The organism is Pseudomonas azerbaijanorientalis, from assembly GCF_019139795.1.
In the GTDB taxonomy this organism is placed as follows: Bacteria; Pseudomonadota; Gammaproteobacteria; order Pseudomonadales; family Pseudomonadaceae; genus Aquipseudomonas; species Aquipseudomonas laurylsulfatiphila.
Window position 1 is genome coordinate 1,875,777 of sequence record NZ_CP077078.1, and the last position, 11,968, is coordinate 1,887,744.

Here is an 11,968-nt window from a genome sequence, read left to right on the forward strand (position 1 = left end):
GCAGGGTTCCTGGTATCCGCGTCCTGATAGGCTTTGAGCGTAGCCAAACCCGGCGGTTCCGCCTAGCGCCTTATTCGACCTCCAACAGTATCTGCCGGTTTTTCACCTGATCCCCGACTTTGACTTGCAAGCGTTTCAGGACACCGTCGATGCCTGATTTCAAGGGGTGCTCCATTTTCATCGCTTCCAGTACCACCAGCAGCTGGCCCTTGGTGACCGGGCTGCCTTCATTGACCAGGACGTCGACAATCGCACCGTCCATCGGGGCCTTGAGGGTGCCGCAACTGACACTGGCCCGGCTGGAAACCTGCGCCTGAGTGCGATCGGCAAACTGCAAGCTGCCCGGCCGGGTAAACAGCCAGAGTTGCCCTGCCTCCAGGCGATAGGCGTGGCGCTGGCGGATGCCATCGATTTCGAGGGTGGCCCGGCGCCCGTCGCAGTGGAGGATCTTCAGATCGATGCTGCGTTCGGCGACCTGAATGCGCAATGGTTCACCCGGGATCGCCTGCAACGTCACCACCCAGTCCTGATCCTCAAGGCTGATGCGATAGTGCAGGGGCACGCTGGCATTGTTGCGCCAACCGCCCAGCGGGGCTGGATGAGCCTGTGCCGACGCCTGGTAGAAGAGGGCGGTGGCGATGGCCAGGTGTTGCGCGTCCGGGGCATGGGACTGCAGACAGGCAGGGTCGGCAAAGTGCTGCGCGATGAACCCGGTACTGAAGTCACCGCTGGCGAACTGCGGGTGCTCCAGCAGACTGGCGAGTAAACGCTGATTGCTTTGCACGCCCAGCAGCACGCTGTCCTGTACCGCCCGCAGCAATTTGCGCCGGGCCTCCTCGCGGGTGGCGCCGTGGGCAATGAGCTTGCCGAGCATCGGGTCGTAGAAGGGGCTGATGAGCTGACCTTCGATCAGGCCGTGGTCGATCCGCACGCCGTCCTGCAATCCCGGTTCCCAGGCCACGACGCGACCGGTTTGCGGCAGGAAACCCTGGGCCGGGTCTTCGGCATACAGGCGCACTTCCATGGCGTGGCCCGTGAGTTGCACCTGCTCCTGGCGCAAGGGCAGCGGTTGCCCTTCGGCAATGTTGAGTTGCCAGGCCACCAGGTCCAGCCCGGTGATCAATTCGGTCACCGGGTGCTCGACTTGCAGTCGGGTGTTCATCTCCAGGAAATAGAATTGCCCGCGGGCATCCAGCAGAAACTCCACGGTGCCCGCGCCGACGTAATGCACTGCCCGGCCGGCCTTGAGCGCCGCTTCGCCCATGGCCTGGCGCAGTTCAGGGGTCATCACCGGGCAGGGTGCTTCCTCGATGACTTTTTGATGCCGGCGCTGTACCGAACAGTCGCGCTCGCCGAGGTAAATCAGGTTGCCTTGCCGGTCACCGAACAGCTGAACCTCGACATGACGGGGTTCGATCAGTGCCTGTTCGAGAATCAGTTCGCCGCTGCCAAATCCGTTCAGGGCTTCGGAGCGTGCAGTGCGAATCTGTTCCAGCAGGTTGCCGGCTTCGTGCACCAGGCGCATGCCGCGTCCACCGCCGCCAGCACTGGCCTTGATCATCAACGGATAGCCGATGCGCTCGGCTTCGCGGCTCAGGGTGGCGTCGTCCTGTTCGGCGCCTTGATAGCCTTTGATGCAGGGCACACCGGCTTCGATCATGGCGATCTTCGACAGGCGCTTGCTACCCATCAATTCGATGGCCTCGGGGCTGGGGCCGATGAAGGTGATGCCGGCATCCTGGCAAGCGCGGGCAAACCCGGCGTTTTCCGAGAGGAAACCGTAGCCCGGATGGATCGCATCCGCGCCCGTGCGCCGGGCGGCGTCGAGAATGGCCGGGATGTTCAAATAAGACTGGTGCACCGCGGCCGGACCGATGTTGACCGCCTCGTCGGCCATCTGCACGTGCAAGGCATCGGCGTCGGCGTCGCTGAACACGGCAACCGTGCGATAGCCCAGCGCCTGGGCCGTGCGCTGGATGCGGCAGGCGATTTCACCGCGGTTGGCGATGAGGATTTTTTTCAGTCCGGGCATGGGTTGGCTCTCTGGATTTTGCGGTGTTTGTTCGGGCCTCTTCGCGAGCAAGCCCGCTCCCACATTTGAAATGCATTCCAGTGTGGGAGCTGGCTTGCCAGCGAAGCTTTTCAGGAGGCCCACCCCGGTTTGCGTTTTTGCACGAAGGCCATCGTTCCCTCGACGCCTTCTGCCCCGGTCACCGCTTCGCTGAACCATTCGGCTGCCTGATCGAGCAGGGCATCCGACGGCTGACCCGCACTGGCCAGCAAGAGTTTCTTGGTCGCCGCATTCGCCCCCGGCGCACAACACAAGACATGGGCCAACACCTCATCGAGACGCTCGGCCAGGGCCTGCGGATCATGTTCGACAAAGTGCACCAGCCCCATGCGCCGTGCCTGGTGGCCATCAAAACGCGCCGCGGTCAGGGCCAGGCGCCGGGCTTGGGTCAAGCCGATGCGTTGCACCACGAATGGCGCAATTTGCGCCGGCAGCAGACCCAGGCTGGTTTCTGGCAGGCCGAATTGCGCCTGGTGATCAGCCAGGGCGATATCGCTGACGCAGGCCAGGCCGAGACCACCGCCGAGTACCGCGCCTTGCAGTACCGTGATCACCACTTGCGGTGCGTGTTGCACCTCTTGCAGCAGTGCGCCGAACACCCGGTTCAGGTCCCGGTGCGCAGTGGGGCCCTGAGCGCGGGCGTTGGCCATGTCCTTGATGTCGCCGCCAGCACAGAAGTGCCCGCCGACGCCACCGATCACCAGCGCGCGAACCCCTGGCTTATCGCGTACCGCCGCCAGCACCGAGCGCAACTCAGCGACCATCTGCAAGCTCATCGCATTGCGGCATTCCGGGCGGTTGAGGGTGACGTGCAACACGCCGTTGTGCAGTTCCAGCAGCAAGGTCTGGCAAACCGGCAGGTTGTTCATTTCTTTTTCCCCGGCAGGATGCCCATCAACTTGCAGATGATCCCCAGCATGATTTCGTCGGCGCCGCCGCCAATCGACACCAGCCGCACGTCGCGGTAAGCGCGGGCCACCGGGTTGTCCCACATGAAGCCCATGCCACCCCAATACTGCAGGCAGCTGTCGCTGACTTCGCGGCCCAGTCGCCCGGCCTTGAGCTTGGCCATCGAAGCCAGGCGCGTGACATCCTGGCCTTTGACGTATTGCTCGGTGGCCTGATAGACCAGCGCCCGCAGGCATTCGATCTCGGTTTGCAGCTCAGCGAGACGGAAGTGGATGACCTGATTGTCGATCAGCGCATTGCCGAAGGTTTTGCGCTCCTTGCAGTATTCGATGGTGCTGTCGACGCAATATTCCAGGCCCTTGATCATGTTGGCCGCGCCGAACAGGCGCTCTTCCTGGAACTGCAGCATCTGCATCATGAACCCCGCGCCTTCATGGCCGATGCGGTTGCGCTGCGGCACGCGCACGTTGTCGAAGAACACCTGGGCGGTTTCCGAGCTGCGCATGCCGAGCTTGTCCAGGTGCGAACTCAAGCTGATGCCCGGCGTATTCATCGGCACCATGATCAGCGACTTGTTGATGTGCGGCTTGTCGTCCGAGGTGTTGGCCAGCAGGCAGATGAAATCGGCGCTCGGCGAGTTGGTGATCCACATCTTGCTGCCGTTGATCACATAGTCGTCGCCGTCCTTGCGCGCGGTGGTTTTCAATCCGGCGACGTCGGAACCGGCACCGACTTCGGAAACACCGATGCAGCCGACCTGCTCGCCGCTGATGGCCGGGCGCAGGAATTCCTCGCGCAATTCATCGGAGCCGAAACGGGCCAGTGCCGGCGTGCACATGTCGGTCTGCACGCCGATGGACATCGGGATGCCGCCGCAATGAATGGTGCCGAATTCTTCGGCGGCGACGATCGAATAGCTGTAGTCGAGCCCCATGCCGCCGAATTTTTCCGGTTTGGATATCCCCAGCAAGCCGAGATCACCGGCCTTGCGGAAGATGTCGTGGATGGGGAAGCGCCCGGCCTTTTCCCATTCCTCGACGTGCGGGTTGATTTCGTGCTCTACGAATTGGCGTACGGTGCGGCGCAGTGCTTCGTGTTCCTGGGTGAAGATCATTTTTATTGTTCTCCTTGAGCCGGCCTAGAGCCGGGCTACGCCAAAACTGTTGGCTTGCAATGGCCGCACCTGGGCCTCGTGACAAATGTCCAGCAAGTAACCGAGCAAGGTCCGGGTATCGCGCGGGTCGATCAAACCGTCGTCCCACAGATTGGCGCTGCCGTAGAGCGCCGTGGACTGGCTGTCGAGTTTCTGCGCGGTGACCTGTTCGAGCATGTCGAGCATTTTCGGATCGGGCACCAGGCCGTCCTTGGCCTGTTTCGCCTCGGTGACAATGCGCAGCACCTTGCCCGCTTGCGCGCCGCCCATCACGGCGGTGCGGCTGTTGGGCCAGGCGAAGATGAAGCGCGGGTCGAGACCGCGTCCGCACATTGCATAGTTGCCGGCACCGTAGGAGCCGCCGACGACTATGGTCAGTTTCGGCACTCGGGCGTTGGCCACCGCTTGAATCATTTTCGCGCCGTGTTTGATCACGCCCTGCTGTTCGGATTCGGTGCCGACCATGAACCCGGTGGTGTTGTGGAAAAACAGCAACGGCGTCTGGCTCTGGTCGCACAGTTGAATGAATTGCGCAGCCTTGCTCGCGCCCTTGGGCGTGATCGGGCCGTTGTTGCCGATGAAGCCACAGGCGCGTCCCTGAATTTTCAGGTGACCGCAGACGGTCTGCTGATCGAACTCGCCCTTGAACTCGAGAAAGTTCGAAGCGTCGGCAAGCCTGGCGATGATTTCGCGTACGTCGTAGGGTTTTTTCGGGTCATCCGGGATCAGGCCGAGCAGTTCGTCGATGGGGTACAGCGGCTCCTCCCAGCGTCGTTCGGGCGGTTGGGGCAGCTGCTCGTTCCACGGCAGCAGGGTGATGATCTCGCGTACCTGGCGCACGCCGTCGGCGTCGTTTTCAGCCAGGTATTCGGCGGTGCCGGCGGTTTGTGCGTGCATCTCGGCGCCGCCCAGTTCTTCATCGGTCGCGACTTCGCCGGTGGCGGCCCTGAGCAGTGGGGGACCTGCGAGAAACAGCTTGGCCTTGCCGCGCACCACCACCACGTAATCCGACAGCCCCGGCTGATAGGCACCGCCCGCCGTGGCCGAGCCGTGCACCACAGTCACCTGCGGCAAACCCATGGCCGACATCCGTGCTTGATTGGCAAAGCTGCGCGCGCCTTCGACGAAAATCTCCGCCGCGTAATTGAGATTGGCGCCGCCGCTTTCGGCGAGGGTGATCACCGGCAGTTTGTTTTCCATGGCGATCTGTTGCAGGCGCAGGGATTTTTTCAAACCGCTGGGGGAGATGGTCCCGCCCCTGATCGCGCTGTTGTTCGCCACCACCAGCACGCGCACGCCAGACACGTAGCCGATGCCGGCGATCAAACCGCCACCGGCGCAGCTGCCGTCCTTGTCGTCGTGCAGCTTGTAGCCGGCCAGGCTCGCCAGTTCGAGAAACGGCGCGCCGGGGTCGAGCAGCAGATTGAGGCGCTCGCGGGGCAATAACTGACCGCGTTTTTCAAACCTGGGTTTGGCTTCGGCGGCCTTGTCCAGCAGATTCTGTTCGAGCACGCGGACTTGTTCGATGGCGCTCAGCATTGCCGTACGGTTCTGGGCGAACGGCTCGCTGTGGGGATCGAGTTGCGACTGAATCACCGGCATGGGTTATTCCTTGTCCTTCAACACATCGGGTATGTAGGCGCGGTGGAAACCGTTGTACGACTCGCTGTTGGTCGCTTTGTGGATCGGCCAGGCGCGTCCGCCGAGGCTGGCGGCGCCGTCGATGCGCAGGGTGCTGCCGCTGACGAACGCCGCTGCCGGGCTGAGCAGGAAAACGATCGCCGCGCTGACTTCCGATTCGGTGCCGATGCGCTTGAGCGGTACGTGTTCGCGCAGGGTCGGGATCACGGCCTTGAAGGCGCCTTCGTAGGTGTCCATGCCGCTGGAGGCAACCCAGCCCGGCGCCACGGCGTTGACCCGCACGCCGGCATGACCCCATTCGTACGCGGCGGTCTTGGTCAGGTTGTCCATGCCCGAACGTGCCGCGCCGGAGTGGCCCATGCCGGGCATGCCGCCCCACATGTCGGCGAGCATGTTGACGATGGCGCCGCCGTGCTTGCTCATGGATTGGTTGAACACTTCCCGGGCCATCAGGAAGCCGCCCACCAGATTGGTGCGCATCACGGTTTCGAAACCCTTCTGGTTGATCGAGGCCAAGGGCGACGGGTACTGCCCGCCGGCATTGTTGACCAGGCCATGGATCGGGCCGTGCTTGCGAATCAGTTCGCTGACCAGATGCGTCACCGCTTCTTCCTCGCGGATATCGCAAACGGCCCAGTCGGCCTTGCCGCCGTCTTCGGCGATTTCCGCTGCAACGGTTTTGAGCTTGTCGGCCTTGCGTCCGACCAGCAGCACATGGGCGCCGAGGGCCGCCAGTTCGTGGGCGGTGCAGCGGCCGATGCCGCTGCCGCCACCGGTGACGATGATGTTTTGGCCGGCAAACAAATCGGCTTTGAAAATCGAATCGTAGGCCATGGCGACAATCCTCTAGTTGAACTGGTCGGCGATGCGCTGCGGCACCGGGATCTGGATTTCCAGCAGTTGCTGGGCGAAGGCTTTGCCTTGCGGGTCGATGCGCAGGCTGGCGACACCGCCGCCGCCGAGGGCGTTTTCCAGCAGGAAATTCAGGCTGTGGCTGGCGGGCAAGTACCAGCGTTCGACCCGCCCGTGGATGGGATCGAGGACGTGCCCCATCCAGTCGACGATCACTTCAGGGGTCAGGGCCTCAGCGATCCATGGCAGGAATTCGGGCTCGCGGGCCATGACGCCGATGTTGCTGTGGTTGCCCTTGTCGCCGGAGCGGGCGACCGCCAACTTGACCAGGGCCACGCTGGCGTCGGCCTGGCCGGTCGGCTTCGGCGCAGCGAGCGGGACTGGCAGGTCCAGCGGGTCGAGCGTATCGAGGGCGGGCAGGGCACAGGGGTGGCGCCGGCCCATGAAATCAATGTCCAGCGTGCAGGCGGTTTTGTCGATGAGGAACGAGAACAGTCGGATCAGCGGATACACCGTCGGCCGGCCACCGACAATGCCGGTCAGCCCCGGCGCCATGCCGGTGGCAGCCTGGGCAATCTCCCGGGAGAACACGATCAAGGCCTGCTTGTCCGGATGGCGCACCGCGAGTTTGATCACCACTTCGCGGCTGTCCTGCCGCTGGCCGTGAGGGCCATAGGTAGCCTCGCTGCCCAGCAACTCGATATTCACCTCGCTGTACGGCGCCCAGCCGCGCTGGCTGAACATTTCCGAGGTCTTGTTGATGATCGCCGCGCTGACTCGCCGCGCCTTGTCGACGGCATCGATGCCGGCAATCAGGCAACTGGCGGTACAGCGAAAACCATCGGGATACGTGGCACTGACCTTGTATTGAGTCGTCGGCGGCAGGCCTTTGGCGCCGTGCACCTGCACCGCGTTCTTGCCTTGTTGCAGCAGTTTGACCTGAGTGAAGTCGCACACCACGTCGGGCAGCAGATACGCGCGCGGATCGCCGATTTCATAGAGCATCTGTTCACCCACCGTCAGTGGCGTGACCAGCCCGCCGGTACCTTGCGGTTTGCTGACGATGAACTGGCTGTCGGCGCTGACTTCAACGATGGGAAAACCGATGTGTTCGTAGTCGGGCACGTCGCGCCAATCGGTGAAGTTGCCGCCCGTGCACTGGGCGCCACATTCGATGATGTGCCCGGCCAATGCGGCCTGGGCGAGCTTGTCGTAGTCGTGCCACGACCAGCCGAACTCATGCACAAGCGCGGCGCTGACTACCGCACTGTCGACCACGCGCCCAGTGATCACGATGTCCGCGCCCAGACGCAGGGCTTCGACGATGCCGGGTGCGCCGAGGTAGGCATTGGTCGAGACGCACCTCGATGGCAGGGGCGCACCGCTGAACATTTCATGAATGCCTTGGCTGCCCAGCTGTTTGAGTTGCGGTTGCAGGTCATCACCCAGCAGCACGGCGATCTTCAACGCCACCCCAGCCTTGTCGCAGGCCGCTTGCAGGGCGGCGGCGCAGGCTTGTGGGTTGACCCCGCCAGCATTGCTGATGACCCGGATGTTGTGCTGTGCGAGCTGCGGCAGCAAGGGCGCGAGCACTTCGATGAAATCGCCCGCATACCCGGCCTGGGGATCTTTCATCCGTGCGCCGGCCATGATCGACAGGGTGATTTCGGCCAGGTAATCGAAGACCAGATAGTCCAGATGCCCGTGTTCCACCAGTTGCGCGGCAGCGGTCGAGGTATCGCCCCAGAACGCGCTGGCGCAACCGATGCGAATTGATTTTGGCGCAGTCCGTTCCATAGCCACCTCCAACCCAAGTGCGTCGACATTACCAAGCAAGCGCTTGGTTTGTAAATGACTGGGTTATCTTCTGCCAAGCGCTTGCTTGGTTGCATCCAGGAGCTTAAATTGCCCGCGCAACCCCGCTGTTTTCGGGGGGATCGGCGTTATTGATTGATCGACTGTAGGAGAGAACGGGTGGACGAGCAAAAAGCCCTGAGGGTCATGCGTGAATTGGTGGACGACGGCCAATTGACCGACCCGGACAGCGCCCGTGGCAAGCTGCTGCAAGTGGCGGCCCACCTGTTCCGCAATAAAGGCTATGAGCGCACGACCGTGCGCGATCTGGCCGGTGCCGTGGGCATTCAGTCCGGGAGTATCTTCCACCATTTCAAAAGCAAGGACGAAATCCTGCGCGCCGTGATGGAGGAAACCATCCGCTACAACACCGCGTTGATGCGTGCGGCCATCGCCGAGGCCGGCAATGTGCGCGAACGGGTGCTGGCGCTGATCCGCTGTGAATTGCAGTCGATCATGGGGGGCAGCGGCGAGGCCATGGCCGTGCTGGTCTACGAATGGCGCTCGCTGTCCGAAGAAGGCCAGGCCAAGGTCCTGGCGCTGCGCGAAATCTACGAAGACATCTGGCTGCAAGTACTGGGCGAAGCCAAGACCGCCGGGTTTATCCGCGGCGATGTGTTCATTACCCGCCGCTTCCTGACCGGCGCATTGTCCTGGACCACCACCTGGTTTCGCGCCGGCGGTAGCATGAGTCTTGATCAGTTGGCCGATGAAGCGTTGATTCTGGTGCTGGAAGACCGGTAATAAACTTGTATTGGCCAGCATTAAACTGGCTAACTTGACGAAAACGCCTAGCTTGAAGTCATTGATGCCGTTTTATTGGGGAGTGAGCTTGTTTTGAGGGGGTCGCCAATTCGGACAGCTTCGCAGCTTTTGCTCGCGACGCTTGCGGCGTTAACGATGCTGCCATCCCAGGCTGCGCAACTGGTGCGCATTGGTGCCGCGCATTTTCCGCCCTACACCGTGCGCCCGGAATCCGGGGCCGATACCGGGTTGCTGCCGCAGCTGGTCGAGGCCCTGAACGCTGCGCAAACTGACTATCAGTTTGTCCTGGTGCCCACGTCCATTCCACGGCGTTTCGGTGACTTGAAGCAGGGCCGGGTCGACATGGCCATCTTCGAAAATCCGGCCTGGGGCTGGGAAGACATTCCCCATACCGCCGTCGACATGGGGCTGGAAGACGCCGAGATTTTTGTCGCGCAACGCCTGCCTGATCGGCAGCAAAGCTATTTTGCCGACCTGAGCGGCAAGCGCCTGGCACTCTTCAGCGGTTATCACTACGAGTTCGCCAACTTCAATGCCGAGCCCCAGTACCTGCAAAAAAACTACAACGCCACGCTGACCTATTCCCATGACAGCAATCTGCTGATGGTGTTACGCGATCGCGCCGACATCGCCCTGGTCACGCGCTCTTACCTGAACGACTATTTTTTGCGCAATCCGAAAGTCGCCGAGAAGTTGTTGGCGTCCGATCGTATCGATCAGGTCTATCACCATTACGCCATCCTGCGCCCGGCGGCCCCCATCAGCGGCGAGGTCTTCGGCAAATTGTTGCAAGGCTTGCGGGACGGTGGCCAGATGCTGAAGATTTTCGATCCGTACAAGATTGCGGTGGTGCCGGTCCCGCACAAAGAACCGCCACCTCAAGTCGTCAATTGACGTTCTTTTCCTAAATTTCCCGCCGTGGCTGACGTCACCTCGTTGAACTGTCGACGATTATCGTGAGCCCGCCCCCATGTCCAATCTGAATGACCTGACTGCCCTGTGCCTGCCGACCGGCAGTCGTCTTGCCGCTGATGAAACGCAAGGCCACCTGAGCCTCAGCCTGGAAGGGCAGCCGTTGCTCACTCTGCGGCTCAATCGTGGCCCCGAGTTGCACGTGCAATTGCTGGAGCGCTTCGGTCACTCCGAAGGGCAAGCGATATGGGCGGCCTGTTACTGGCTGTTCGCCCGCGACCCCGACTGTCAGCGCCTGGTCTGGCAACTGCAGGACGTGCCGAATGAGGCTGTGCTCAGTGGTTTGCTGATTCCGACTTCTGTCAACGGCCAGTATTGCTGCGAGCGCACCTTGTTCTGGCAGTTGCCGCAGCCATGGCTGCGGCATTCCATGACCGGCAGCTACCCACAGCAAATGGTCATGACTGGCGGCAAGCGTCATCCGCTGCGAGCGGTGAAACCCCGGGGTGAGGTGTATCGACGATTCGATGCGCGGCTGGGCGCCTGGGTTTCCCTGCGTACCCTGGAAATCGAGCAAGACCTGGCGCGTTTCAACCGTTGGCAGAACAGTCCGCGCGTCGCCAGCTTCTGGCAGGAGGAGGGCAGCCTCGAACAGCATCGCCGATACCTGAGCAAACTCGAGGCCGATCCTCACACCCTGACGCTGATCGGGTGTTTCGACGATCAGCCGTTCGCTTACTTCGAAGCCTACTGGGCCAAGGAGGATCGCATCGCACCCTTCTATGATGCCGGCGATTACGACCGTGGCATTCACATGCTGGTGGGGGAGGAAAATCATCGCGGTCCGCACAAGGTGGCGAGCTGGTTATCGGCGCTGGTGCATTACCTGTTTCTCGATGATCCGCGCACGCAGCGCGTGGTGGCCGAGCCGCGTGCCGATAACGCGAAGATGATCGGGTACATGCACAACCAGTGCTTTCACTGCGATAAGGAGTTCGACTTCCCGCACAAGCGCGCGGCCTTGATGGTATTGGGGCGGGAGCGGTTTTTCGATCGGTGCAGTCTGGCTTGAAAAAAGATCGCAGCCTTCGGCAGCTCCTACAGGGGGAACGCAATTCCATGTAGGAGCTGCCGAAGGCTGCGATCTTTTAGAGCGGACAACACGAATTCAACGATGGGAAAAGCTATCCGCCCGATTCCCCGACACCTTGCGGCAGTGCACCAGCGCATCGCGAATCATGAAGTTCACCAGGGTCGGCGAGACGCCGAGTTCCTTGGCGATGTCTTTCTGCGGTACGCCGTGCAGGCGATACATCTCGAAGGCGTAGCGGGTGCGGCTCGGCAACTCGGTCAACGCATCGGCAATGTGCTCCAGCGTCGAGAAATTGATGTGCGAAGTTTCCGGTGACGCACCCTGGATCACCACATTCAGCCCTTCCTCTTCAGGGCCGGAATACTTCTGCTCCAGCGCCTGCTTGCGGTAGTGGTCGATCGCCAGGTTGCGCACGATCTGGAACAGGTAGCTGAGCTGGGCCTTGATCGAACTGGTGATGGGCGGGGCCGATTGCAACCGGAAGAACGCGTCCTGCACAACATCTTCGGCACGTGAGCGGCAACCGGTAATACGGGCTGCAATCTTCACCAGAATCAGTCGATTATCGACGAATGCCTGAAGTAGCGGTGTATCGCACCTGCTTGTGGATACTGGTTCCATCATGGAAATCACCTTGCTGCCAAAAGGTTAGTGGGACGGGGATAAACCGGGGGGCCGTCCTGCACAATCGAGCGACAAATTAGGCTTAATGATAATG

At 61.8% G+C, this 11,968-nt stretch carries 10 protein-coding genes; 3 read left to right on the forward strand and 7 right to left on the reverse strand.

From position 1 onward, the window contains the following. Nucleotides 1-70 precede the first annotated feature (70 nt). The 6 genes from KSS91_RS08295 to KSS91_RS08320 all read right to left on the reverse strand — a co-directional run bounded on the left by KSS91_RS08295 (nucleotide 71) and on the right by KSS91_RS08320 (nucleotide 8,423). A complete protein-coding gene (locus tag KSS91_RS08295) occupies nucleotides 71-2,032 on the reverse strand; it encodes an acetyl/propionyl/methylcrotonyl-CoA carboxylase subunit alpha (protein ID WP_217837570.1) in 1,962 nt (653 codons plus the stop codon). A 110-nt stretch (nucleotides 2,033-2,142) separates the two neighbouring features. Next, entirely contained in the window at nucleotides 2,143-2,940 is a 798-nt protein-coding gene (locus KSS91_RS08300) for an enoyl-CoA hydratase/isomerase family protein (RefSeq protein WP_217837571.1), read from the reverse strand. Continuing rightward, a complete protein-coding gene (gene atuD / locus KSS91_RS08305) occupies nucleotides 2,937-4,094 on the reverse strand; it encodes a citronellyl-CoA dehydrogenase (RefSeq protein WP_015094073.1) in 1,158 nt (385 codons plus the stop codon). The genes KSS91_RS08300 and atuD overlap by 4 nt, the downstream gene beginning before the upstream one ends. A 24-nt stretch (nucleotides 4,095-4,118) precedes the next feature. Then, nucleotides 4,119-5,735, reverse strand: a complete 1,617-nt coding sequence (atuC, locus tag KSS91_RS08310) for a geranyl-CoA carboxylase subunit beta (protein WP_217837572.1) — start codon at nucleotides 5,733-5,735, stop codon at nucleotides 4,119-4,121. Nucleotides 5,736-5,738: 3 nt separating this feature from the next. Further along, nucleotides 5,739-6,608 (reverse strand): SDR family oxidoreductase, encoded by an 870-nt coding sequence (locus tag KSS91_RS08315; RefSeq protein WP_015094075.1) that lies wholly within the window; start codon nucleotides 6,606-6,608, stop codon nucleotides 5,739-5,741. 12 nt (nucleotides 6,609-6,620) lie between these two features. Further along, a complete protein-coding gene (locus tag KSS91_RS08320; protein WP_217837573.1) occupies nucleotides 6,621-8,423 on the reverse strand; it encodes an acyclic terpene utilization AtuA family protein in 1,803 nt (600 codons plus the stop codon). 177 nt (nucleotides 8,424-8,600) lie between these two features. Here KSS91_RS08320 and KSS91_RS08325 point away from each other — a divergent pair, with 177 nt between their 5' ends. The 3 genes from KSS91_RS08325 to KSS91_RS08335 all read left to right on the forward strand — a co-directional run bounded on the left by KSS91_RS08325 (nucleotide 8,601) and on the right by KSS91_RS08335 (nucleotide 11,229). Then, complete coding sequence (locus KSS91_RS08325; RefSeq protein WP_217837574.1) at nucleotides 8,601-9,224, forward strand: TetR/AcrR family transcriptional regulator; 624 nt, start codon at nucleotides 8,601-8,603, stop codon at nucleotides 9,222-9,224. 156 nt (nucleotides 9,225-9,380) lie between these two features. After that, nucleotides 9,381-10,139, forward strand: a complete 759-nt coding sequence (locus KSS91_RS08330) for a substrate-binding periplasmic protein (protein ID WP_225923725.1) — start codon at nucleotides 9,381-9,383, stop codon at nucleotides 10,137-10,139. Between the two features lie 76 nt (nucleotides 10,140-10,215). After that, entirely contained in the window at nucleotides 10,216-11,229 is a 1,014-nt protein-coding gene (locus KSS91_RS08335) for a GNAT family N-acetyltransferase (protein ID WP_217837576.1), read from the forward strand. 96 nt (nucleotides 11,230-11,325) lie between these two features. Here the strand turns inward: KSS91_RS08335 and KSS91_RS08340 are convergent, their stop codons facing one another. Next, nucleotides 11,326-11,874, reverse strand: a complete 549-nt coding sequence (locus KSS91_RS08340; protein WP_102700836.1) for an RNA polymerase factor sigma-70 — start codon at nucleotides 11,872-11,874, stop codon at nucleotides 11,326-11,328. Between the last annotated feature and the right edge of the window lie 94 nt (nucleotides 11,875-11,968).